Origin of the sequence: Nucisporomicrobium flavum (assembly GCF_016464385.1) — a bacterium.
Lineage (GTDB): Bacteria > Actinomycetota > Actinomycetes > Mycobacteriales > Micromonosporaceae > Actinoplanes > Actinoplanes flavus_A.
Genome location: NZ_JADMLH010000021.1, coordinates 105,285 through 129,305, shown reverse-complemented (window position 1 = coordinate 129,305; position 24,021 = coordinate 105,285). Strand labels below are relative to the sequence as shown.

General features: G+C 74.0%; 17 protein-coding genes. 7 read left to right on the top strand and 10 right to left on the bottom strand.

Translation table 11 applies throughout. From position 1 onward, the window contains the following. Window positions 1-35: 35 nt before the first annotated feature. From IT780_RS35110 to lpdA, 5 genes are all read right to left on the bottom strand, one after another. Window positions 36-1,943: a DUF6311 domain-containing protein gene (locus IT780_RS35110; protein WP_199516147.1), complete on the bottom strand. Its 1,908-nt coding sequence runs from the start codon at window positions 1,941-1,943 to the stop codon at window positions 36-38. 86 nt (window positions 1,944-2,029) lie between these two features. Continuing rightward, window positions 2,030-3,895 carry a DUF2079 domain-containing protein gene (locus IT780_RS35105; protein WP_372443874.1) on the bottom strand — a complete coding sequence of 622 codons (1,866 nt, stop codon included), beginning with the start codon at window positions 3,893-3,895 and terminating at the stop codon, window positions 2,030-2,032. Window positions 3,896-3,925: 30 nt separating this feature from the next. Continuing rightward, window positions 3,926-4,843 carry a TIGR01777 family oxidoreductase gene (locus IT780_RS35100; protein ID WP_199516146.1) on the bottom strand — a complete coding sequence of 306 codons (918 nt, stop codon included), beginning with the start codon at window positions 4,841-4,843 and terminating at the stop codon, window positions 3,926-3,928. An 80-nt stretch (window positions 4,844-4,923) separates the two neighbouring features. After that, window positions 4,924-6,813 (bottom strand): 2-oxoglutarate dehydrogenase, E2 component, dihydrolipoamide succinyltransferase, encoded by a 1,890-nt coding sequence (sucB, locus tag IT780_RS35095; protein ID WP_199516145.1) that lies wholly within the window; start codon window positions 6,811-6,813, stop codon window positions 4,924-4,926. 51 nt (window positions 6,814-6,864) lie between these two features. Continuing rightward, on the bottom strand, window positions 6,865-8,250 hold the full coding sequence (gene lpdA / locus IT780_RS35090) for a dihydrolipoyl dehydrogenase (protein WP_199516144.1): 1,386 nt from the start codon (window positions 8,248-8,250) through the stop codon (window positions 6,865-6,867). 194 nt (window positions 8,251-8,444) lie between these two features. On the opposite strand from lpdA, the gene IT780_RS35085 reads away from it, so the two are divergent. Further along, window positions 8,445-8,765 carry a hypothetical protein gene (locus IT780_RS35085; protein WP_199516143.1) on the top strand — a complete coding sequence of 107 codons (321 nt, stop codon included), beginning with the start codon at window positions 8,445-8,447 and terminating at the stop codon, window positions 8,763-8,765. Between the two features lie 91 nt (window positions 8,766-8,856). On the opposite strand, the gene IT780_RS35080 is transcribed toward IT780_RS35085, so the two are convergent. Then, the gene (locus IT780_RS35080; protein ID WP_199516142.1) at window positions 8,857-10,407 is read right to left on the bottom strand and encodes a leucyl aminopeptidase; all 1,551 of its coding nucleotides are present in this window, start codon (window positions 10,405-10,407) and stop codon (window positions 8,857-8,859) included. 137 nt (window positions 10,408-10,544) lie between these two features. Here IT780_RS35080 and gcvT point away from each other — a divergent pair, with 137 nt between their 5' ends. After that, entirely contained in the window at window positions 10,545-11,648 is a 1,104-nt protein-coding gene (gene gcvT / locus IT780_RS35075) for a glycine cleavage system aminomethyltransferase GcvT (protein WP_233413985.1), read from the top strand. Window positions 11,649-11,652: 4 nt separating this feature from the next. On the opposite strand, the gene cobS is transcribed toward gcvT, so the two are convergent. Both cobS and IT780_RS35065 read right to left on the bottom strand, forming a co-directional pair. Next, window positions 11,653-12,375, bottom strand: a complete 723-nt coding sequence (gene cobS / locus IT780_RS35070) for an adenosylcobinamide-GDP ribazoletransferase (RefSeq protein WP_199516140.1) — start codon at window positions 12,373-12,375, stop codon at window positions 11,653-11,655. Continuing rightward, the gene (locus IT780_RS35065) at window positions 12,368-14,179 is read right to left on the bottom strand and encodes a bifunctional adenosylcobinamide kinase/adenosylcobinamide-phosphate guanylyltransferase (RefSeq protein WP_199516139.1); all 1,812 of its coding nucleotides are present in this window, start codon (window positions 14,177-14,179) and stop codon (window positions 12,368-12,370) included. The genes cobS and IT780_RS35065 overlap by 8 nt, the downstream gene beginning before the upstream one ends. A gap of 208 nt (window positions 14,180-14,387) precedes the next feature. Here IT780_RS35065 and IT780_RS35060 point away from each other — a divergent pair, with 208 nt between their 5' ends. The 5 genes from IT780_RS35060 to IT780_RS35040 all read left to right on the top strand — a co-directional run bounded on the left by IT780_RS35060 (window position 14,388) and on the right by IT780_RS35040 (window position 17,908). Next, window positions 14,388-14,585: a hypothetical protein gene (locus IT780_RS35060; RefSeq protein ID WP_199516138.1), complete on the top strand. Its 198-nt coding sequence runs from the start codon at window positions 14,388-14,390 to the stop codon at window positions 14,583-14,585. After that, the gene (locus IT780_RS35055; RefSeq protein WP_199516137.1) at window positions 14,582-15,400 is read left to right on the top strand and encodes a site-2 protease family protein; all 819 of its coding nucleotides are present in this window, start codon (window positions 14,582-14,584) and stop codon (window positions 15,398-15,400) included. The genes IT780_RS35060 and IT780_RS35055 overlap by 4 nt, the downstream gene beginning before the upstream one ends. Window positions 15,401-15,470: 70 nt before the next feature. Continuing rightward, complete coding sequence (locus tag IT780_RS35050; protein ID WP_199516136.1) at window positions 15,471-16,148, top strand: response regulator transcription factor; 678 nt, start codon at window positions 15,471-15,473, stop codon at window positions 16,146-16,148. After that, entirely contained in the window at window positions 16,141-17,484 is a 1,344-nt protein-coding gene (locus IT780_RS35045) for a sensor histidine kinase (RefSeq protein ID WP_199516135.1), read from the top strand. Before IT780_RS35050 ends, IT780_RS35045 begins: the two co-directional genes overlap by 8 nt. A gap of 88 nt (window positions 17,485-17,572) precedes the next feature. Beyond that, the gene (locus IT780_RS35040; protein ID WP_199516134.1) at window positions 17,573-17,908 is read left to right on the top strand and encodes a PepSY domain-containing protein; all 336 of its coding nucleotides are present in this window, start codon (window positions 17,573-17,575) and stop codon (window positions 17,906-17,908) included. A 50-nt stretch (window positions 17,909-17,958) separates the two neighbouring features. Here the strand turns inward: IT780_RS35040 and IT780_RS35035 are convergent, their stop codons facing one another. Both IT780_RS35035 and IT780_RS35030 read right to left on the bottom strand, forming a co-directional pair. Beyond that, entirely contained in the window at window positions 17,959-18,957 is a 999-nt protein-coding gene (locus IT780_RS35035) for an aldo/keto reductase family protein (RefSeq protein ID WP_199516133.1), read from the bottom strand. Between the two features lie 22 nt (window positions 18,958-18,979). After that, on the bottom strand, window positions 18,980-21,502 hold the full coding sequence (locus tag IT780_RS35030; RefSeq protein WP_199516132.1) for a WG repeat-containing protein: 2,523 nt from the start codon (window positions 21,500-21,502) through the stop codon (window positions 18,980-18,982). Between the last annotated feature and the right edge of the window lie 2,519 nt (window positions 21,503-24,021).

Below are 24,021 nucleotides of genomic sequence, written 5' to 3'. Positions count from 1 at the left end.
GGGCCAACAGCGAGGAGGGCGCGGCGGGGGAGAGGCTAGTCGGTCGGGCGGCGGGGACCGTCGGGGCCGTCGTCCGGTACCGGCATCGGGTCGATGCCCGGGCGTACGCGCCACACCAGCACGTCCTCCACCCGTTCCCCCGGCCCGAAGAGCTCCTCCATCGTGTGCACCAGCGCCGCCCGGAACAGGATGCCGTCCTTGCCGCTGATCCGGTCCGGGATGAACAGCGCGTCGATCTTCCAGTAGGCCAGGTCGCCGCGGACCTTGGCGCGGTCGTAGTTGTCGATGTCGTACGCGTAGCCGGTGACCGCGATGTGGCGCCACATCATGTCGGTGCGGCGTTCCGGTGCTCCTACGCGGCCCGTGCCGTCGGGGCCGCCGGGGCCGAGGAAGTAGCCGTCCGGCATGCGGAACTGGCGGCCGCCGCGGGCCATCGTGTACGCCTGCCAGCGCTGCGCGTCGGGGGTGGAGCTGGCCGCGTACGGGAGGGAGCTCATCACCCCGCCCTCCGGCACGTACCGCTCCCAGCTGCCGTCGGCGATGAACCGGGGTTCGGGGGAGCGTTCGCTGGTGAGCAGCGGCCTCGGGAAGATCGGTACGAGGGCCACCGCGAACGCCACCGCCCAGGTGACGCGCCAGCGGGTGCGCAGGGGCGGGGTCAGCACCCGGTCGGCGAGCAGCGCGAGGGTCGTGCCGATCACGCACGCCACCACCAGGGCCATCCGGGCGGGGAGGGCCGAGTCGAAGATCGGCAGGTGGGCGAGGGCCGCGTACGGGAGCGGGAAGTCGTACTCCTTGCTGAACCAGTTGAAGCGCGGGCCCAGCGACAGCGCGATGAAGAGCAGGCCGACGATCGTCAGCGCGCGCATCAGCGCCTTGCGCCTGCGGTCGCCGCGCCACCAGAGCAGCACGGTGCCGAGGACGATCAGGATCATCAGCGGCGTCCCGAAGAACGAGGCGGCCTCGGTCTGGTTGGAGGCGAGGTCGCCGCGTCCGAAGCCGGCGAGACCGGCCAGCGACTGGAAGGGGTAGACGAGGTAGCCGGCCGCGTCCTCGACGAACCTGCGCTGGTCGAAACCCGTGCCGGAGAACGAGCCGGGCCCGGCGAAGTGCATGTACAGCGGGTACGCCAGCAGCGCGCCGGCCACCAGCGCGCTGACGCCCAGCGCGGCGAGGGTGGTCGGGACCGCGGCGCGGGCCTGTGGCCACGTGGCTCGCCCGGCGCTCCACGCGATGACGAAGACGGACGTGGCCAGGGCGATGGAGAACAGCATCTCGGCGGCAATGGTGAAGCCGGCCGCCATGAGCACGCCGAGCACGATGCCGTCGCGCAGCCAGCGGCGGGAGGCGCGCAGCTTCAGCACCCACCAGAGGATGGCGGGGGCCAGCCAACCGGCCGTCCAATTGAGATGCCCGTTGGCGTGCGAGATGAAGCCGGGCGCGAAACCGCAGAAGAGGCCGCCGATCGCGGCCGCCGACCGGTGCCGGACGGCGTGGGCGTGCAGCACGAAATACCAGCCGTACGCCGACACGGCCAGGTTCAGCGTGAGGATCGTCACGTACGAGACCTGGGCGCCGGCCAGCATGGTCAGCGGTGCGAAGAGGACGGCCAGCGCGGTGACGGACGTGTTGGCCGCCAGGTTCACGCCCACCGGCGCGTTGAGCAGATCGGTGTGGAACGGGTTCGCGCCGTGGCGCACGATCTGCACGCCGTAGCCGAGCAGCCATTCGAAGAACGCGTGGTCACCCTCGTTGTAGCTGATCGAGCGCCGGTACGGGTTCTCCCACAGGCCCGAGGTGACCCAGTAGGCCGTCGCGAGGCAGAGCAGCGCGACACCCACGTCCCAGAGCCAGTTGAGCGACCAGCGACTGCGGGCCGGCCGCGCCTCGGGCACCGCCGGGGGTTCGGCGGAGACAGCGGGAGCGGTTGTTGCGACGGCCACGCGCCGAAGTTAGCAGCGTCCGGACAGTTGCACCGGCCGGGGCGCAGCCGGACAACGATCTTTCAGCAGACCCTCAGCGGCGTGTGTCAATCTCCCGTGCCGCGCCCGGCCGGGTCGATGCCGGGGCGGATCCGCCACAGCAGCACGCCGCCCACCCGTTCCGGCGTGCCGAGCAGGTCGGTCGCCGTCAGCTCCACCGCAGAGCGGAACAGGTCGGTGTGCGCGCCGGTGATCTCGTCGGGCAGGAAGACCGCCTCGACGCCCCAGAACGCGAAGTCGCGCCGGGCCTGGTCCCGGTCGAAGTCGTCGAGCGGCACGACCGTCCCGTAGTAGGCGGCCCGGAAGAACAGCCAGTCGGTCGCCCGGGACTCGGCCCCGATCCGGCCGGTGCCGTCCGGCCCGCCCGGCCCGAGGAAGTAACCGCCGGGGATGCGGAACTGCTTGCCGGCCCGGGCCATCGTGTACGCCTGCCAGCGCTGCCCGTCCGGGGTGTCCGTGGTGGCGACCGGCAGCGCGGTCAGCACGCCGTTGTCGCTGACGTAGTCGCGCCAGATGCCGTCCGCGATGAACGCCGGCTCCGGGGCGCGCGGCCGGGTCAGCACGGGCAGCGGGACCAGCGGCACCAGCGCCAGCGCGAAAGCGGCCGCCCAGGTGGCGTGGACCCGTACCGAGGGCAGCGGCTCGGTCAGCAGCCGGTCGGCGAGCATCGCCACGACGACGCCGATCACCGCCGCGACCACGAGCGCGTACCGGGCCGGCAGCGCCGAGTCGAACAGCGGAAGGTGGCGCAGGGCCTCGTACGGGAGGTTGATGCTCGTCGAGGATTTGAAGAACTTCAGCTGCGGTCCCCACGAGAGCAGCAGGAACACCACGCCGACAGCGGAGATCGCGGCCAGGGTGGCGCGCCGGCCGGGTGCCGCGGCCCGCCACAGCACCACCAGACCCACGACCGTCAGGATCATGAGGGGTACGCCGAAGAACGACGTCTCCTCGGTCGGGTTCGGCGCCAGGTCGCTGCCCAGCCCCAGCCATCCCGCCACCGACCGGGTCGGGTACTGGAAATAGGCCCCGAAGTCCTCGGCGTAGTGCGCCTGGTTGAAGCCGGTGCCGGTGAAGGTGCGCCGGCCGGCGAAGTGCATGTAGAGCGGGTACGCCAGCAGCAGCCCCGCCTGCACCGCGGCGACGCCCAGCGCGGCCAGCACGGTCGGCGCCGCGGCCCGGGCCTCCGAGCGCGTCGCCGGCGCCAGCGACCAGACCAGCACGAAGACGCCCGCGGCGAGCGCGGTGAAGAACAGCCCCTCGGCGGCGATGGAGAAGCCGATGGCGAGCAGTACGCCGAGGATGACACCGTTGAGCAGCCACCGGCCGCGCTCGCGCAGCAGCAGCACCCGCCACAGCACCACAGGCGCGACCCAGCCGGCCGTCCAGTTGAGATGCCCGTTGGCGTGCGAGATGAAGCCGGGCGCGAACCCGATGGCCAGCCCGCCGAGCGCCGCCGCCACCGGGAGCCGGACCAGCCACCGGCGCAGGAACAGATACCAGGTGAAGGCGGAGCCGGCGAGGTTCAGCGTCAGGATGGTGACGAAACTGACCTGCGGTCCGGCGAGGAACGTCAGCGGGGAGAACAGCGTCGTGTAGACCGTCACCGAGGTGTTCGCGGCCAGGTTGACCCCGAACGGCGCGTTCATCATCCACGTGTAGAACGGGTCGGCGCCGTGCCCGAGCGTGTAGACGCCGTAGCCGAGCAGCCATTCGAAGAACGCCTGGTCGCCCATGTTCTCGGTGAGGCCGCGCCCGGCCGGGTCACGCCACAGGCCGCTGGTCACGTACGTCGCGAGGGCCAGCGCGACGAGGGCGACGATCAGATGCGGGCGCCGCGAACCGGAGCCGTGGCCCTCCGGCGACGCCGGCGGCTCTGCGGACTCGGACGGGGCTGCGGCGACGACGGACACCAGCCGGAGGTTAGCAAGGAAACGCGGGTTTCAGGCGACCGCCGGCCGGTCGGCGTCGACGGCGACGCGCAGCGCCGACTCCAGATCCGGGTACGCGAAGGTGAAGCCCTCCCGTTGCAGCACGCCGGGCAGCACCCGCTGGCTGCGCAACGCCTCGTGCGCGAACTCGCCGAGGGCCACCTGCAGCGCCAGGCCGGGGACCTGCAGCAGGGCCGGGCGGTTCAGAACCTTGCCGAGCGTACGGGTGAACTCGGCGTTGGTGGCCGGCTCGGGGCCGACGAGGTTGACCGGGCCCGCCAGGTCCTCGCGTTCCAGCACGAAGTCGACGGCGGAGAGCCAGTCGGCGAACGCGATCCACGGCACCCACTGCTTGCCGCCGCCCAGCTTCGCCCCGGCGCCCGCGCGGAACAGCGGCATCTGCGGCTTCAGCAGCCCGCCGCGCGCGTCCAGCGGCAACCCGGTGCGCAGCAGCGCGACCCGCGTGCCGGCGTCCTCGGCGGGACGGGCGGCGGCCTCCCAGACCCGGCACACGTCGGCCAGGAACCCGGTGCCCGCCGGCGCCTCCTCGGTGACCTCACGGTCGCCGGTGTCGCCGTACCAGCCGACGGCGGAGGACTGCAGCAGCGCCCGGGGCCGGTCGGCGGCCGGCAGCTTGCTGATCGTGCTGGCGATGGTGCCGGTGGTGTCCACCCGGCTGCTGCGGATCAGGCTCTTGTAGCGCGCGGTCCAGCGCTTGTCGCCGACGCCTGCGCCGGCCAGGTTGATCACCACGTCGGCGGCCGCGACCAGGGCCGGGTCCAGCTGGCCCGCGGAGGGCTTCCACGTGGCCTCGCCGGGGTTCCCGGCGGGGCGGCGCACCAGCAGGGTGATCTCGTGCCCGGACCGGCGTAGCCGCTCGGCGAGGGAGGTGCCCAGGAAACCCGACGCGCCGGCCATGAGAATCCGCATGGTCACCATCATTCCCGACGGTGAACCCGTTCAAAACAGAAGAAGGGGCGCCGGAGCGCCCCTTCTTTGTGATCTTTCGCTTAGCCGTGCAGGCCGAGGTCGCCCTCGAACTGGCCGGCCTCCAGCCGCTCCTTGATGGTGACCAGGAAGCGGGCGGCGTCCGCGCCGTCCACGATCCGGTGGTCGTAGCTGAGCGCCAGGTAGACCATCGACCGCGGCACGATCAGCTCGCCCAGGTTCGGGTCGTCGACGACCACGGCGCGCTTGACCACCGCGCCGGTGCCGAGGATGCCGACCTGCGGCTGGTTGATGATCGGCGTGTCGAACAGCGCCCCGCGGCTGCCGGTGTTGGTCAGCGTGAAGGTGCCGCCCGAGATCTCGTCCGGGCCGATCTTGTTGTTGCGGGTACGGTCCGCCACGTCGGCGATCCGCTTGGCCAGACCTGCCAGGTTGAGGTCGCCCGCGTCCTTGATGACCGGGACGATCAGGCCCTTCGGCGTGTCCACCGCGATGCCCAGGTGCTCGGCCTCGTGGTAGGTGACCGTGCCGGCCTCCTGGTCGATGGAGGAGTTCACCACCGGGTGCTGGCGCAGCGCCTCGACGGCGGCCAGCGCGAAGAACGGAAGGAACGACAGCTTGACGCCGTTCTTGGCCAGGAAGTCGGCCTTCGCGCGGTTGCGCAGCTGGGCGATCTTCGTGACGTCCACCTCGACGACCGTGGTGAGCTGCGCCGAGACCTGCAGCGACTCGACCATGCGGCGGGCGATCGTCGCGCGGGTGCGGGTCAGCTTCTCGGTGCGGCCGCGCAGCGGGCTCGCGGCCGGCTTCGGCGTGGGAGCCGGGGCCGAGGCGGGAGCGGACTGCGGGGCGGCGGCCGGGGCCTTCGCCGCGGCGGCAGCGGCGGCAGCCTTGTCGGCGGCCTCGATGACGTCCTGCTTGCGGATGCGGCCGCCGACGCCGGTGCCGGTGATCGACGACAGGTCGACACCCTTCTCGGCGGCGAGCTTGCGCACCAGCGGCGTCACGTACCCGGCGTCGCCGGCGCCGTTGCCGCGGACCGTCTCGGCGGTGGGGGCGGCGGGCTGGGCCGGGGCGGCGGGCTCGGCGGCGCGCTCGGCGGCCACCGGGTCCTTGGCGACCTCCGCCTCGGGGGCCGGTTCCGCGTACGACGAGCCGGGCTCGACCGACGGCGACTGCTGCTGCGGGGCCGGGGCCTGCTGCTGCGGGGCGTCCTGCTTCGCGGTCTCCTGCTCCGGCGCGGGGCTCTGCTGCGGTGCCGGCGCGGCCGCCGGGGCGCTGCCCGGGGTGCCGATGATCGCCAACTCGGCGCCGACGTCCGCGGTCTCGTCCTCGGGAACCTTGATCTCCAGCACGGTGCCGGCCACAGGCGACGGGATCTCGGTGTCGACCTTGTCGGTGGAGACCTCGAGCAGCGGCTCGTCGACCTCGATCGTGTCGCCGACCTGCTTGAGCCAACGGGTGACCGTGCCCTCGGTGACGCTCTCGCCGAGGGCGGGCATCTTCACGGCCGTGCCCTCGCCGCCACCGGTCGGCGCGGCGGTCTGCGGCGCCGGCGCCTCCTCCTCGACCGGCTTCTCGGTCGACGGGGTGGTCGGCGCGGCGGGCTCCGGTTCGGGCTGCTGCTCGGCCTGCGGCTGCTGCGCGGGGGCTTCCTGCGCCGGGGCCTCCTGCTGGGCGGCGGGCGCGGGGGCGGACGATTCCGCCTCCTCGCCGTCGCCGGCGATGACCGCGAGCTCGCTGCCGACGTCGGCGGTCTCGTCCTCGCCGACGACGATGCGCGAGAGCACACCGGCGGCCGGCGACGGGATCTCGGTGTCGACCTTGTCGGTGGAGACCTCGAGCAGCGGCTCGTCCGCCTCGACCCGCTCGCCCTCCTGCTTGAGCCAGCGAGTGACGGTGCCCTCGGTGACACTCTCACCCAGCCGCGGCATGGTGACCGATACCGGCATGTCTCAGAACTCCTTAACCGCTTGCGATCGGTTTGGTGTGTCGATCGGGAATCAGGCGTGTGCGTGCAGGGGCTTGCCCGCGAGGGCCAGGAAGGCCTCGCCGAGCGCCTCGTTCTGCGTCGGGTGCGCGTGCACCAGCTGGGCCACCTCCGCGGGGAAGGCCTCCCAGTTGTAGATCAGCTGCGCCTCGCCGACGAGCTCGCCCATCCGGGCGCCGACCATGTGCACGCCGACCACCGGACCGTCCTCGACCCGGACCAGCTTGACGAAGCCCTGGGTCTTGAGGATCTGGCTCTTGCCGTTGCCGCCCAGGTTGTAGCTGTACGTCGAGACCTTGTCCGCGCCGTACTGCTCCTTGGCCTTGGCCTCGGTGAGCCCGACCGAGGCGACCTCGGGGTCGGAGTAGGTGACGCGCGGGATGCCGGCCTCGTCGATGACGGCCGGGCGCAGCCCCGCGATCTCCTCGGCGACGAAGATGCCCTGCTGGAAGCCGCGGTGCGCGAGCTGCAGGCCGGGGACGATGTCGCCGACCGCGTAGATGGTGCCGACGCCGGTGTGCAGCCGCTCGTTGGTGATCACGAAGCCGCGGTCCAGCGTGATGCCCTGCTCCTCGTAGCCCAGGCCCTGGGTCGTCGGGCCGCGGCCCACGGCGACCAGCAGGATCTCGGCCTCGACGGTCTCGCCGCCGGCGATGGTGGCCCGGACGCCGTTCTCGGTGTGCTCGATCTTCTCGAACGGCTTGCCGACCTTGAAGTTGATCTTCCGCTTGCGGAACGCCCGCTCGACGGCCTTCGAGACCTCCTCGTCCTCGGCGGCGACGAGCCGGGGCAGCGCCTCCAGGATCGTCACGTCCGCGCCGAAGGACTTCCACACGCTGGCGAACTCGACGCCGATCACGCCGCCGCCGAGCACGATCGCGGAGCTGGGCACGCGGTCGAGCTTGAGGGCGTGCTCGCTTGTCAGCACGCGCTTGCCGTCGACCTCCAGGCCGGGCAGCGACCGCGAGTACGAACCGGTGGCCAGGATGACGTTGCGGCCGGTGTAGCGCTGACCGTCCACCTCGACGGTGTCCTGCGAGACGAGCTTGCCCGCGCCCTGCACCAGGGTGATCTTGTCCTGCTTGAGCAGACCCTGCAGCCCCTTGTAGAGGCGGCCCACGACGCCGTCCTTGTACGCGTTGACCCCGGCCATGTCGATGCCGACGAGGTCCGCCTTGATGCCGAACTGCTCGCTCTCGCGGGTCTGGTCGGCCAGCTCCGCGGCGTGCAGCAGCGCCTTGGTGGGGATGCAGCCGCGGTGCAGGCACGTGCCGCCCAGCTCGGCCTTGTCGATCAACGCCACCGAGAGGTCGAGCTCCGCCGCGCGCAGGGCGGCCGCGTAGCCACCGCTGCCGGCGCCGAGGATCACGATGTCGAAGGTTCCGCCAGGCTGGCTCACGTCTACTCCCGATCGCGTTGCCGTTTGATCATCTTGCCGTCGGTGATCTGCCGTTGCCGCATGGGTCACATGGTGGAAACGGTCACAGCTCTCCAGGTCATCTTGTCACTTGACGAACCGTCGGACGCAGTCAGGTGCCCAATGACACGTGGCTAACACGTACCCTTGCGGCAGTTGAGTCCCGAGGAGGGTCGGTGGCCTGGTTCCGGAGGCGCAGGGAGCCCACACGCACGAGCGGGCGACCTGCGGATCGAGCGGATCTCGAGTACCTTGCCGAGTTCGTGCGTTCCCGGCGCGGCGTCGAGGCGTTCATCGAGCCCCGGACCACGGTGACCGAGACCACCATCCTGCTGATCGCCCACGACGGCGAGTGGACCCGGCGGCGCATCGAGTCGCCGGAGGCCGCCCGGCGCTTCGCGCACCAGCTGGCGATGCCGATCTACGACATCCGGCTGATGGGCTACCCGCAGCGGATGCGGGACTACAACGCCCGCCAGAAACGCCGCCCGGCGTAAGGCCGGCCCGGCGGCTGCGTGATCAGGCCGGGACGGCAGCAGGCGCGGCGTGTGCCACGCGCGCCTGCTGTGCCCGTACGTGTGAAGTGGGTTATCCGTTGGCGGCGACGTCGTCGATGAGCGCGAGGAACGTGCGGACCGGGACGCCCGTGCCGCCCTTCGTCCAGTAGCCGGTCGCCTCGCCGGAGTGGTACGACGGCCCGGCGATGTCGATGTGCGCCCACGGCACGCCCTCGGCGACGAACTCGCGCAGGAACACGCCGCCCTGCAGCATGTGGCCGGCGCGGTCCATGCTCGCGTTGACCTGGCTGATGTCGGCGATCTCCGACTCCATGCCCTTGCGCACGTCGTCCGGCAGCGGCATCGGCCAGGCGGGCTCGCCGACCGACTCGCCGGCCGCCTTGACCCGCTCGCACGTCTCCGGGTCGCCCATGACGCCCGCGATGCGCTTGCCCAGCGCGACGACCTGGCCGCCGGTCAGCGTGGACGTCTCGAAGACGTAGTCGGTGCCGTCCGCGCAGGCCCGGGCGATGGCGTCGCCGAGCACCATGCGGCCCTCGGCGTCGGTGTTGAGCACCTCGACGCGCTTGCCGTTGAACATCGTGATGACGTCGCCCGGCCGGTACGCGGTGCCCGACGGCATGTTCTCGGCCATCGCGAGGTAGCCGGTGACCGCGACCGACGGCTTGAGCGCGGCGACGGCCAGCATCGTGGCGCCGACGGCGGCGGCACCGGCCATGTCGGACTTCATCTCCCACATGCCGGCGGTGGGCTTGATGCTGATGCCGCCGGTGTCGAACGTGATGCCCTTGCCGACCAGCGCGACCCGCTTGGGGTTCGCCACACCCTCGGGGGTGTAGCTGAGCTTGACCAGCCGCGGGGGCGCCTCGGAGCCCTGGCCGACCGCGACGATGCCGCCGTAGCCGCCCGCCTTGAGCGCCTCGAAGTCGAGCACCTCGACCTCCAGGCCGGTGCCCTCGGCGGCCGCCACGACCGCGTCGGCGAACGCCGGGGGCCGCAGGTCGTTGGGGGCGGTGTTCACCCAGTCGCGGGTCAGGCGCACGGCCCGGGAGACGGCCTCGGCGCGGGTGACCTCGGTGCCGGCGGCGGCGTCGGCGGCGTCCGGCACCACGAGCTGCAGCGCGGTGACCGGGTCGCGGCGGCCCGGCTGCGGCTTCGTCTTGTAGCCGGCGAAGCGGTACGAGCCCAGCAGCGCACCCTCGAGGATCGCGCGCAGCACCGCGGGCGCGTCGGCATCGTCGGGCACCGGCAGGGCCAGCGCCACCGTGCCGCTGCCGGCGAGGGCCCGGACGGCCGCGCCCGCGCCGCGCCGCAGCGTCTCCGGGGCGGGCGCCGAACCGGACGGCTCGTCGCCCAGCCCGACCGCGACGATCAGCGGCGCGGCGACCGTGCCCAGCGTGGCCAGCTTGGTCACCTCGCCGGGGGCGCCGGTCGCGCCCAGCAGCGCCAGGGTCGCGGTGAGCCGGCCGTCGAATGCGGCGGCGATGCTCTCCGCGCCGGCCGCCGGCAGCAGCGCACCGGCCTCGTCGGGCTGGCTGTGCAGGCCGATGACCAGCGCATCGACGGCCAGTTCGGCGGGGTCGCTGTCGACCAGGCTCAAGGTGGGGGCGGGGTGGGTCACTCGGGCTCTCCGCGGGCGACTGGGGCCGGAGCTCCCTCGTGGGCGGCTCCGGCGGATGGTCCGTCCGGTGCGGGTCGCCCGGACGGCGTGTCCCGCCGATGCTAACCACATGCAAGGTCACGGGTAAGTTGCCACTCATGTCCACCGACGCCACGCCCCTGCTCCGTTCGCCCCTGCACGAGCGCCACAGCGCTCTGGGCGCCAAGTTCGCCGCGTTCGGCGGCTGGGAGATGCCGCTGGAGTACGCCGGGGGCGGTGTGCTGCGCGAGCACGCGGCCGTCCGCGAGGCCGTCGGCGTCTTCGACGTGTCCCACCTGGGCAAGGCGCGGGTGTCCGGGCCGGGCGCGGCGGAGTTCGTCAACGCCTGCCTCACCAACGACCTTGGGCGCATCCGGCCGGGCAAGGCGCAGTACACGCTGTGCTGCGACGACGCGAGCGGCGGGGTGGTCGACGACCTGATCGCGTACCTGATCGGGCCGGACGAGGTCTTCCTGATCCCGAACGCCGCGAACACCGCCGAGGTCGTGCGCCGGCTGGCCGCGGCCGCTCCGGCGGGTGTGACCGTACGCGACGAGCACCGCGACCACGCCGTCCTCGCGGTGCAGGGCCCGCAGTCGCCGGACACCGTCAAGGCGCTGGGGCTGCCGGTCGAGCACGAGTACATGTCGTTCTCCACCGGCCGTGTCGACGGCGTCGAGCTGATCGTCTGCCGCACCGGGTACACCGGCGAGGTCGGCTACGAGCTGGTCGTGCCGTGGGCCGATGCGACGCGGGTGTGGGACGCGCTGGTCGCGGCGGGCGTGCGTCCGTGCGGGCTGGGCGCGCGCGACACGCTGCGCACGGAGATGGGCTACCCGCTGCACGGCCAGGAGCTGTCGCTGGAGATCACCCCGGTGCAGGCGCGCTCCGGCTGGGCGGTCGGCTGGTCCAAGCCGGCGTTCTGGGGCCGCGACGTGCTGCTCGCCGAGAAGAAGCAGGGCCCCCGGCGGTCGCTGCGCGGCCTGGAGCTGACGGGCCGCGGCATCCCGCGGGGACACATGCAGGTGTACGCCGGCAGCACGCTCGTCGGCGAGACGACCAGCGGCACGTTCTCGCCCACGAAGAAGGTCGGCATCGCGCTGGCGCTGCTCGACACGGCCGCCGGGCTCGCCGAGGGCGACGAGGTCGAGATCGACATCCGGGGCCGGCGGACCGCGGCGCGGATCGTGAAGCCGCCGTTCGTGCAGACGTCGGTGCGCTGAGGCGCTACGCCAGCGCGAGCCCGAGCAAGGTCAGCGTCGTCGCGACCTCCGTGACGGCGCCCAGCACGTCGCCGGTGATGCCGCCGAAGCGCCGTACGGCGTGACGCAGCAGCAGGAGCACGGCGACCACCACCGCGGCCACGATCGCCGGGCCCGCCCACGGCCGGTCCGGCACCGCCCACACCGCGCCCGCCGCGACGACGACCGCGATCGCCGCCACCAGGGGAGTGGGAACGGTGGCGGCGACCAGCGCGCCGAGACCGTCGGGCCGCGCGGCCGGCACGCCGCGGCGGCAGGCCAGCACGATGCCCAGCCGTCCCGTCGCCCACGCGGCGACGATCGCCCACGGGCCCACCTCGGTCAGCGCGGCGGCCTGGATGAGCAGCGTGAGCGCGATCGCGGCCACGCCGAACGGGCCGATGTCCGGCTTCTTCATGATCTCCAGCGCCGCGTCCCCGGACCGGTACGACCCCAGCGCGTCCACCGTGTCGGCGAGCCCGTCCAGGTGCAGCCCCCGGGTCAGCAGCACCCCCACGGCGACCGTCACCGTCGCGCCGAGCAGCCCGTCCGGCAGCGCCGCGTGCACCCCGGTCAGGACGAGGCCGAGCAGGGCACCCACCAGCGGGGCGAGGCTCATCGCACGGGCCGCCACCCGCCGGTCGATCCGTCCGGCGCGGACCGGCAGGACCGTCAGCGTGGTCAAAGCCAGGCGGAGCCCGTCACACACTGGCCGGGCCGGGGCCGTCCGGCTCGGGCTCGATGAACTCGGCGTCGTCGTCGCTCAGCCCGCCGTCGCCCGGCGTCGCGAGCAGGGCCGGGTGCACCGGCAGCAGGCCGGCCAGCGCGATCGCCGACCGCAGCAGCGGCAGGGCGGCCAGTGAGTTCGCCCCCTCGCCCAGGTCCAGGCCGAGCTCCAGCACCGGGGTCAGGCCCAGCACGTCGGCGCCCTGGCGGACCAGCTCCTGCCGGCCCGCGTCGGCGAGCAGCAGCCAGTGCCGGCTCTGCGAGGACAGATCCCGGGCGACGAGCCCCGCCGCGATGCCCACCGGGCCGTCCACCAGCACCGGGATCCGGCAGGCTGCCGCACCCAGCACCGCGCCCGTGGCCACGGCCAGGTCCGCGCCGCCCAGCTGGGCCAGCACGTCCTTCGCGCCGCGCGGCTCCTGCCGGACGCGGTGCATGGCGTCTCGGACGGCCGCGCAGCGCCGCATCCACGCCTCGTCGTCATAGCGGCCGCCGGGCACGAGAACCCGGGGCAGCACCGCGACCGGCTCGGCGCCGGTGGTCGCGGCGACCACGGCGGTGGCGGCCGCGTCCGTACCCGTGCCGCACGCGCCGATGATCAGGGCGTCGCGCCCGTCGTCCGCGGCCGCGAAGGCCAGCTCCCAGCCCTGCCGCAGCGCCGCGTCGACGGTCGCCGCGTCCAGCACCGGGCCGTCCTCCATGGCGCCGGAGGCGGGCACCCGGACCACGGCGATGTCGGCGTCGGCGGTGGCGGCCAGCCGGGCCAGCGCGCCCTCGCCGGTCTCCGCCTCGGCGGCGCGCCGCTCCGAGTCCTGGGGGTCGGCGCCCGCCGTCGCGCCGCCGTCGTGCCGGCCGTCGAACAGCAGGACGCGTACCCGGCCCCACGGCCGCGGGGTGGCGGTGGCCTGGGTGCCGGCGGCGAACTCGACCGCCTCGATCAGCACGCCGATCCCCGCGCCGGGCAGGTCGACGCGCTCGAGGCGGTCGCGGGCGTCCGGGCCGGCGTCGCCGTCGGGCAGCGGGAGATCCATCCCGGCCTCGATCACCGTGTCGCGGGGGATCGGAGCGGCCGCATCGGCCCGGTCGGTCCGATCGGCTTCGCCGAAGGTGAGCGGCTTGGCCGGCGTAGCGCTCGCCACCGCGGCGGTCATCGCGGCGGTCATCGCGTCGTGCTGCGGCGCGGCGGGAACCTCGGCGGTGCTGTCCTCGGCCTGGACGTCGGTCACGATGCCAGGCTCGGCGGCGCCGGTCTTCAGCCACGTCGGCCGGCCCGCCACCACGAACGCCACCCGGTCGCAGGCGTCGGCCAGGGCCTGGTTCGCCGTACCGAGCGCGTCGGCGAAAGCACGCCCCACCGGGGTCGCCGGCACCAGCGAGAGGCCGACCTCGGGGCTCACCACGACCACCCGCGCGGCGCATGACCGTACGGCCTCGGCCAGCGCGGTCACCGTGGCGACGTCGTCGTTGGGCTGGTTCGCCGGGTCGAGCAGGGCGGCCACCCAGCCACCCAGGTCGTCCACGAGCAGCGTTTCGTCGGGCTTCGCCTCGGCCAGCAGCGTGGCCAGGCGCGCCGGGTCGGCGCCGGTCTCCTCGGTGGTCCAGGACTGCGGCCGGCGCCGCTGGTGCGCCTCGATGCGGCCGCGCCACTCCGGATCGTCCTCGCCGCCCACGGCCGTGGCGACGTACCGCACCGACGGCGCGGACGCCACCAGCGCCTCGGCGAACGCGGACTTGCCGGACCGGATCCCGCCGAGCACCAGGACCGAACTCCACCCGTCAGCAGACATGCCCCGTACCTTAGATCCGTCGCCGGCGATCATGCGGCCCGGCCCTTGCCGTCCGCCCGGTTCTCGCGTGCGCGCGCCCGGGCGGGCACGGCCGTCTTCCGCGTGCCGGCCCCCCGCGGGAGCGGCGCGTGCGCGCCCGGGCGGGCGCGGCGGCGGGTACACCGTAGGGTGGGACGCAAGCATCCGCCACATCGAGGAGGACGACCGCATGCCGTGGAGTTGGCGGTACGAGGGCGTCGACGGGCAGCCCGTGGCCGGCCCGGCCGAGACGTTCAGCAGCCAGGCCGACGCCGAGTCGTGGATCGGCCAGGCCTGGCGCGAGCTGGCCGCCGCCGGGGTCACCCAGGTCAGCCTGGTCGAGGACGACCGGGTCGACTACAAGATGAGTCTGCTTCCGGCCGAGTGAGCAGCTTCCAGCTCAGCCGCGGCACCCCGCGCAGCGCCTTCCTGCCCAGCCCGGTCTTCGTGGGCATCCTCGCGCTGGTCGGGGTCAGCGCGTGGATGACCTGGACCGGGTACGGCAACGTCCGCGTTGACGTGTTCCTGCTGGTCATCTCCGGCTGGGTGCTGTCGCTGTGCCTGCACGAGTACGCGCACGCGCTGATCGCGTACTTCTCCGGCGACCGGGGCGTGGCCGACCGCGGCTACCTGCGCCTGAACCCGCTCAAGTACACGCACCCGCTGCTGTCCATCGTGCTGCCGCTGGTCGCCGTCGTGCTCGGCGGCATCGGTCTACCCGGCGGCGCGGTCTGGGTGGACCACGCGTACGTCCGCAGCAAGGCCCGGGAGTCGCTGATCAGCGCGGCCGGCCCGGCGACCAACGTGGTGTTCGCGCTGCTGCTCGCGGCCCCGTTCGCGTTCGGCGCCGGCGACGACGCGCTCGTGTTCAGCGGCGGAACGGTCTCGCTGGGCCCGCACGGCGCGTTCTGGCTGGGCCTCGCGGCGCTCGCCTTCCTGCAGGTCACGGCCAGCCTGCTGAACCTGTTGCCGGTGCCGGGGCTGGACGGCGGCAACGTCGTACGGCCGTGGCTCAACGACGCCTACCGCCGCGCGTACGACCTGTTCGCGCCGTACGGCTTCATCATGCTCTTCGTGCTGCTCTGGCAGTCGCGCATCAACGTGTGGTTCTTCGACGCGGTGAGCTGGATCGGGGCGCTGATCGGACTGCCGGACGACCTCGGGCAGCTGGGGCTGGCGTACATGCGCTTCTGGAGCGACTGAGCCCTCCCTTCAGCGGGCGTTCAGGCTCCGGTGGGCCACGATGGTGGTCCCGACTGCCCGGAGGTGGCCCATGCGCGTGCTCGTCGTCGATGACGAGAAGCGGCTGGCGGAGTCGCTGCGGGCGGGTCTGGAGGCCGAGGGCTTCGCGGTCGACCTCGCCCACGACGGCGTCGACGGGTTGTGGCTCGCCCGGGAGAACGAGTACGACGCCATCGTGCTCGACCTGATGCTCCCGCAGGTCAACGGCTACCGCGTGTGCGCGACGCTGCGCGCGGAGCGGAACTGGACCCCGATCCTCATGCTGACCGCCAAGGACGGCGAGTGGGACCAGGTGGAGGGCCTCGACACCGGCGCCGACGACTACCTGACCAAGCCGTTCTCGTTCCCCGTCCTGGTGGCGCGGTTGCGGGCGATCGCCCGGCGGGGTGCGCGGGAGCGGCCGGCGCTGCTGGAGGCCGGCGACATCCGGCTCGACCCGTCCGCGCGCCGGGTGTGGCGCGGCGACGCGGAGATCGAGCTGACCGCCCGGGAGTTCGCGGTGCTGTTGTTGCTGGCCCGCCGCCGCGGCGAGGTCCTGTCGAAGCGGCAGATCCTCGACGGGGTGTGGGGCGGCGACTTCGAGGGCGACCCGAACATCGTCGAGGTGTACGTCCGCCACCTCCGCAACAAGATCGACCGGCCGTACGGCCGCCAGGCGATCCAGACACTGCGCGGCGCCGGCTACCGCCTGGGCGGCGACGGTGGCTGACCGGCGCGGCAGCCGTGCCTCGGTGCGGATGCGGACGACGGCGGTGGCCGTGGTGGTCGTGGGGATCGCCCTGCTCGCGGGCGGTGTCACGCTCGTGGCGCTGGTGCGGCACTCGCTGCGTGACGCCGCCGAGTCGGCCGCCGAGGGGCGGGTCGCCGCGCTGGCCGCCCAGATCGAGGCCGGCGGGCTGCCCGTGGCGGAACCCGCCGACGGCGAGGACGACGACGAGCCCGGCGACGTGGTCTGGCAGGTCACCGACGCGGGCGGCGCCGTCGTCCGGTCCTCCCGGCCGCTCGCCGGGCCGCTGCCCGTCCGGGGCACCGGCGAGGCCCGGCTGGCGGGCGCGGACCACCTGTACGTCGTGGTGGCCGAAGACGTCACGGCCGGCGGGCGGGCGTACCGGGTGGCGGCCGGCGCGTCGCTGGAGGAGGTCGACGCCTCGTCCGCCGCGCTGGTCACGCCCCTGGCCGCCGGGCTGCCGCTGGTGCTGCTGCTCGTCGGCGCCACGACGTGGACCGTGGTGGGCCGGGCGCTCGCCCCGGTCGAGCGCATCCGGCGCGAGGTCGAGGAGATCACCGGCGACCGGCTCGACCGGCGGGTGCCCGAGCCGCCGTCCCGCGACGAGATCGGCCGGATGGCCCGCACGATGAACGGGATGCTGGGCCGGCTCCAGGCCGCCCGCGATCGCCAGCGGCAGTTCGTCGCCGACGCCTCCCACGAGCTGCGGTCCCCGCTCGCCGGCATCCGCCAGGCGGCCGAGGTGGCCCACGCCCATCCGCGCGCGATGCCCGAGGGGAAGCTGGCGGAGACCGTCCTCGAGGAGTCGGCCCGCATGCAACGCCTCGTCGAGCAGATGCTGCTGCTCACCCGGGCCGACGAGGGCGCGGCGGTCCGCGTACGGCGCGACGTCGACGTCGACGACCTGGCCCTGGCGGAGGCGCGCCGGGTCACCCGGCCCGGCCTGACCGTCGGTACCTCGGGCATCGGCGGTGGCCGGGTGAGCGGCGACCCCGCCGCGCTGGCTCAGGTGGTGCGCAACCTGGTGGACAACGCGGCCCGGCATGCCGACAGCCGGATCGCCGTCGCGGTACGCCGGACCGGCGGCACGGTGGAGCTGACCGTCGAGGACGACGGCGCGGGGATCCCGCCCGAGCACCGCGAACAGGTCTTCGAACGCTTCGTACGCCTCGACGAGGCCCGGGCCCGCGACGCCGGCGGCAGCGGCCTGGGCCTGGCGATCGTCCGCGAGATCGTCGCCGCCCACGGCGGGACGGTCGCGGTGTCCGACGCGAAGCTGGGCGGCGCGCGCCTCACGGTCCGGTTGCCCGGCGGCTGAACGGGCTTTCAGACTCGTTCAGGGTCGCTTCAGCGGGGGACCGGCACTCTGGGCACCGATCCGGACCAGTCGAGAAAGGTTGCCGACGATGAAGAAGTTCCCCCTCCGCAGCAAGCGCGTCGCCATCGTGTCCGTCGCCACCGTCGCCGCGCTCGCCGCGGGCGGCGTCACCTGGGCCTCGGTGGCGCAGGCCGACACCCGCGACGCCCCCGACACCGTGGAGCGGACGCTGACCGCCGCCGAGCGTGCGTCGGCCGAGGCGGCCGCCCGTACGGCCGTGCCCGGCGGGACGGTCATCGAGGTCGAGGCCGGCGACGACGGCGACGCGGCGTACGAGGTGGACGTCCGGGCCGCCGACGCCGCCGAATGGGAGGTGGAGCTGGACGCGGCCTTCACGGTGCTGCGCAAGACCGCCGACGACTGAGCGGCCCCGGTGCCGTGGCCCGGTCCCTGTGGACCGGGCCACGAGGCGGATCAGGGCCGGCGCTCGGGGCTCACCGTCTTCGCCGGGTCCCGCTCGGGCAGGTCGCCCAGGACGTCGTCGATCGCCGCCATCAGGTCCGCCTCCAGGCGTACGCCGGAAGCCTTGGCGTTGTCGTGCACCTGCTCCGGCCGGGAAGCGCCGATGATCGCGGCGGACACGTTGCTGTTCTGCAGCACCCAGGCGACCGCGAGCTGGGCCATCGACAGGCCGGCCTGCTCGGCGAGCGGCTTGAGCTTCTGCACGGTGGTCAGCACCTCGTCGGTCATCAGGCGCTGGATGAACTGGGCGCCCGACTTGTCGTCGGTGGCACGCGACCCCGCCGGCGGCTGCTTGCCCGGCTCGTACTTGCCGGTCAGCACGCCCTGCGCGATCGGCGAGAACACGACCTGGCCCAGCCCCAGCTCCTCGCACGCCGGCACGACCTCGGCCTCGATGACCCGCCACAGCATCGAGTACTGCGGCTGGTTGGAGACGAGCGGGAACTTCAGCTCCCGGGCGAGCCGGTGGCCGGCGCGGATCTGCTCGGCGGTCCACTCCGAGACGCCGATGTAGAGCGCCTTGCCGGAGTGCACGATGTCGGCGAACGCCTCCATCGTCTCCTCGAGCGGCGTCGAATGGTCGAAGCGGTGCGCCTGGTACAGGTCGACGTAGTCCATCTGCAGCCGGCGCAGCGACCCGTTGATCGACTCCATGACGTGCTTGCGGGACAGGCTGCGGTCGTTCGGGCCGGGGCCGGTGGGCCAGTAGACCTTGGTGAAGACCTCGAGGCCCTCGCGGCGTTCACCCTTCAGCGCCCGCCCCAGCACCTCCTCGGCGGCGGTGCCGGCGTACGCGTCTGCGGTGTCGAAGGTGGTGATGCCCACGTCGAGGGCGGCCCGCACGCACGCGGCGGCGGCCTCCTCCTCGACCTGGGAACCGTGGGTGATCCAGTTGCCGTACGCGATCTCGCTGATCATGAGACCGGAACGGCCGAGGTGACGGAACTCCATGACCGCCGACCCTACCCGCTCCTTACAGAACCGGCCTGTCGTCCGGGATCAGCCGCTCGATCTCCTGCATCACCTCGGCCGGATCGCGGTACGTGACGCCGACGAGCGGCTCGCCGTCACGGTCCAGCGCGCCCCAGCGCCCGTCCCGGTCACCGACGAGGAACGCCGCCGGGTGGATCAGCAGCCGCGCGTGCACCGGCTGCACCCGCAGCTGGCCCGTACGGTCCACCACGCCGAACCGGTCGCCGGCGTCCACGACGGCCAGCCCCTCCTCGGTGAACCCGTCCACCGGCCCGCCCGCGCTCAACTCGGTCGCGAACGCCCGGTACTTCGGGTGCACCACGACCCGCCCGTGCCGGTCCATCGCGCCCCAGCCGCCGCGCCGCACCGGTGCCACCCCCCGCCGGAACGGCCGTACGTCGTCGAACCCGCCCGGCACGATCACCCGGTTGTGCCAGTCCACCGCGAACCACCCGCCGGCCGGATCGCGCGACACCCACGCCAGGCCGTCCGTGAACGGCAGGGCCTGCAGGTACGCCGACGACTCGTCGATCAGCAGCGCCCCGGACTCGTCGATCAGCTCCCACGCGGCGGCGTGCGGGCGGCGTACCCAGGCGGCGCCCTCGGAGAACGGCTGGGCGTCGGCGAACGACTCCGCGATGACCACGTCACCGTTGCTGTCGGCGTACCCGACAAGCCCGGTCTCGTAGTCGGAAGCCGGCTGCGGCGGACGGCTCTGCTGCAGGATCTCCTCCCGCGACCGCGGGTAAGGACCCCACCCGGCCTCCTGCACCCGAGCCATCACCGCATCGAGCGCCGCCTCGGTCCGCGCGACCAGATCGGGATCCTCGACCCGCCGCAGCTCCAACGCGAGCTCGAAATGGTTGCACGCCTCCAGATACCGCCCCTGCTCATAACAGGACTTTCCGGCGTTCACATGCATCTCGGCCCGCAACCGGCCGGGCAGCTCGACGGAATTGGCCTCCTCGTACAACCGGTCGGCCTCGGCGAAATCGCCCCGCCACTGCTGCACCTGAGCCAGCCGGGCCTGCACGACGGCAACCTGCCCCAGCTCCCCGGTGGCCTCGGCATGGCGCAACGCCTCCCGCCCGTCGGCGAGCGCCCGGCCGTACTCCCCGAGCAGCCGGCTCACCACGGCCCGCAAACTCAGCAACCGCGCCCGGACGGAGTCACGCTCGGCGTACTCCAACCGGTCGGTGAACCGATCCCGCAACGCCCGCAACCGGTCCGGCTCGGCCACCGTCTCGCGCAGGGTGACGGGATCAACCTCCCACGGGTACGCGGACAGCAGCTGTTCCGGGTCGGCCAGGACGGGTACGGGCTCGAGCTCGGGCTCCGGCGGCGGGGGTACGGAGAGGGTGGGCAGCTGCATGCTCGGGGCGCGGACGGCTTGCTCCGTACGGTCCGGGCTCGCTGCCTGGACCGCTTCGCTCTGCTCTGCCGTCTCGCTTTCTGCCTGCTCTGTCGTCTCGCTTTCTGCCTGGTCTTCGGGCTCGGCCTGGTCTTCGGGCTCGCTCTGGTCCTGCGGCTCGCTTGGTTCTGTCGGCTCGTCTGGTTCTGCCGGCTCGCTTTGTGCAGGGGCCTCGCCGCCGACGGGTCCGCTCGCCGCGGTCTCCGTCTCGCCCGGCACGGTCCCGGCGGGGTCGTCCTTCGGCTCCCGAGGGGTCACGATCTGGTTCTCCGCGGAGGGGGAGAACCAGTCCGTCCGGACCGGGGCGGCACTGACCGGCTCGGGAGCGGGCGCGGCGCTGACGGGCGACTCCGCGGGCGACACCGGAATCGAATCCGGATCGGCCGTGACCGCACCCAGCCCGCTCATCGACAACAACCACCCGAGCCCGCCACCCGCCGGTTCACCCTCCTCGTCCGCCGGCCGCTGAGCGTCTGAGCCGTCAGCGCCGTGATCGGCGACCCCTGCCGCGGCCTCGTCACTGGGCGTTCCGACCGGCTCGGCTTGTCCATCGACCGCAGGCTGCTCCTGGACAGCCTCACCCGCCGGAACGTCGATGATCTCGGCGTCAAGGGGCGGCTCCGCGGCCGCGGGCACATCGGCGACGGCCGGAGCGACCTCGACGACGACCGGTTCCGCGACGACCTCGGCCTCGGCACCATCAGCCTCGACGACTTCGGCGTCGACGACCTCATCCCCGGCGTCCACCACGGCGACCGGCACGTCGATGACGACCTCGGCCTCGGCTTCCGGCTGGTCACGGGGCTCGGCCTGGGCGCTGTCGTCGCCGGGCTCGACCGGGCCGCTGTTGTCGTCGGCGGCCTTGATCGGGTCGTTGTCGCTGGCGGGCTCGGCCGGGTCGTTGTCGCTGGCGGGCTCGGCCGGGTCGTTGTCGCTGGCGGGCTCGGCCGGGTCGTTGTCGCTGGCGGGCTCGGCCGGGTCGCTGTCGCTGGCGGGCTCGGCCGGGTCGCTGTCGCCGGCGGCTTCGGCCGGGTCGCTGTCGTCAGCGGCCGAGTCGCTCGGTTCGACGACTGTGCCGGGCTCGCGAAGCTCATCGGCGGGCCGCTCGACCACCGCGACGCTGCTTGCGGCGGTGGTGGGTTCTCCGGCGTCTGCATCAGCCGGGTCCGGCGGAACAGTGCCGTCGGCGGGCCCTGCTGGGTTGGTAGCCGGTGATTCGTTGTCCGGGCTCGGAACGTTTGCTTCCGGGGAAGTCGGTTCAGCGGTCTCCGTCCGGGCCGGCGGGGTCTCCTCTGCCACAACCGGCTCCGGCTGACCCACGTCCGTCACAGCCGGCTCAGGCGCGACGTCGGCCGTCTCCGGCGTGGTCAGGCCTGCGTCCGGCGCGGCCGGGCCTGCGTCCGGCGCGGCCGGGCCTGCGTCCGGCGTGGCCGGGCCTGCGTCCGGCGCGGCGACACCAGGATCGGGCGCGGCGGTGACGGGTTCGGGCTTGGTTGCGGCAGGTGCGGCCAGGACAGGTTCGGCCGCAGCCATGACGGGTGCCGGCGCGGCCGCGGCGGGTTCGGGTGCGGCCATGACGGGCTCTGGCGCAGCTGCAACGGGCTCGGGTGCGGCCAGAACCGGTTCTGGTGCGGCCGCGACCGGTTCGGGTGCGGCCATGACCGGTTCGGGTGCGGCCATGACCGGTTCGGGTGCGGCTGCGGCGGGTTCGGGTGCGGCCATGACCGGTTCGGGCTGAACCGCGGCGAGTTCCCGCGCGGTCGGGGCCTGCTGCGGCTCGTAAGCCGGCGTCGGCGGCGACACTCGGTAGGACACGGGCGTTCCCGAAACAGGTCGCGCCACAGGCGGCGTAGGTGCGGCCGACACGGGCCGCACCACCGGCGGCTCCGGCTGCCGCGCAGCGAGCGGCGGCGCGGCCGAAACCGGCGGCGGGGCCGAAACCGGCGGCGCGGCCGAAACCGGCGGCGGGGCCGAAACCGGCGGCGGGGCCGAAACCGGCGGCGCGGGCGGTGCCTGGGGTGCGGTCGGGGCCGGCGCGGCCGAGACGGGCGGCGTGGTCGGAACGGGCCGGGCGGTCGGCACCGGCTGGGTCGGCTGAACCGGTGGGATCGGTGTGGCCGGGCGCGTCTCGGCCGGCGCGCTTGCTGCCGCCGCCCACCCGGCCGACGGCACGATCGGCTGGGTCGTCTCCGGTCCGGCCGGATCGCTCGCATGGCGGACCGGGGCCGGTTCCGGGGCGCGCGGCGGGGGCGGCGTCTGCAACGGCGCCGGGAAGCGGGGGTCCGTCGGCGGTTCCAGGCTGTGGGCGCCACGCCGCGGTGGCTCCGGCATGCCGTACGGCGCACCGGACCGCTGCCCGGCCTCAGCAGCCGGGCGCGGGTCCGCCGGCACGGCGTAAGGATCGGCGCGACGCGCAGAGTACGGCGCAGCCAGCCGCGGATCGGTCGGTGGCGTGTACGACGCCGCCTGCCGTCCCTCATAAGGCGGAGCGACCCGCGGCTCCGGGGCAGGAACGTGCTGGCCAGGACGGGGCTCGGCGGGCGTGGAGCGCGCCGCCCACATGTCAGCTGCGGATGTCCCGGGCCGCGCCCGCGACCAACCATCCGGCACGGGAGGCGCAGACTCGGGCCGCGGCCGGTCCGCTGCGGGAGGTGCGGACTCGGGCCGCGACCGGTCCACTGCGGGAGGTGCGGATTCCGGCCGCGACCAACCACCCGCCGCGGGAGGTGCGGACTCGGGCCGCGACCAGCCGTCCGGTGCGGGCGTCGCCGAATCCGGGCGTGACCATCCGGCGCCCGCGCGAGGTGCCGGCTCCGGCCGGGTCCAGCCCTCCGCCGCAGGAGGCGCGGAATGCGGCCGGGACCATCCGTCCCCGGCGGAAGGGGCGGATTCCGGCCGGGAGCGGCCCGCCGCAGGTGGTGACCAGGCTTCCGGGGCCGGTGACGGCGGCGCGGATCGCGGTGGCACCCAGGGTTCCGGGGTTCCGGGGCGTGGGTCGACCGGGGCCGCCCACCGCGGGTCGGGCGGTACCGGGCGGGGCGCCGGGTAGCGGGCGTCCGGGGGTGCCGGGCGCGGCGTCGGCTGAGGCGGTGGCGCCGAGCGGTACGGCGGCGTCTGGCGCGGGCCGTGGAACTGGTTGTCGGATACCGGTGGGCGCGGGTCGTGGAACTGCTCGTCGGATGCCGGTTGGCGCGGCGCCGGGGACGGTTCGCGGCCGGGGCGCTGGGCCTCCGGCGGGCCGGCGGGCCGGCGCGGGTTCGCGGCCGGGCGGGACTGGCGGGGGTCGTTCTCGGGCAGGCGGTCGGGGAGCGGGACCGGGCGGTTCCACGACGGCTCGGCCCGCCGCGGGGCCGGTGGGGGTGGGGGAGTGGCCGCCGGGCGGGCGGGCGCGGGGGAGTCCTCCGGCCCGTTCCACGACGGCGGGGGCTGCGGTGGACGGCCGACGGTCGCGCGGCCCGCCGCCGGGGAGATCGGACGGGCGGGTGGCGCCGAGGCGGGGGAGAGAGGGTGGGCGGGTGGCGCCGAGGTCGGGGAGAGATGGTGGGCGGGTGGCGCCGAGGCTTGGGCGATGGCTCGGAAGTCCGCGTCCCACGCCGCTGCCGCCTCGGCCGCGACCGAGGCGTCGTACACCG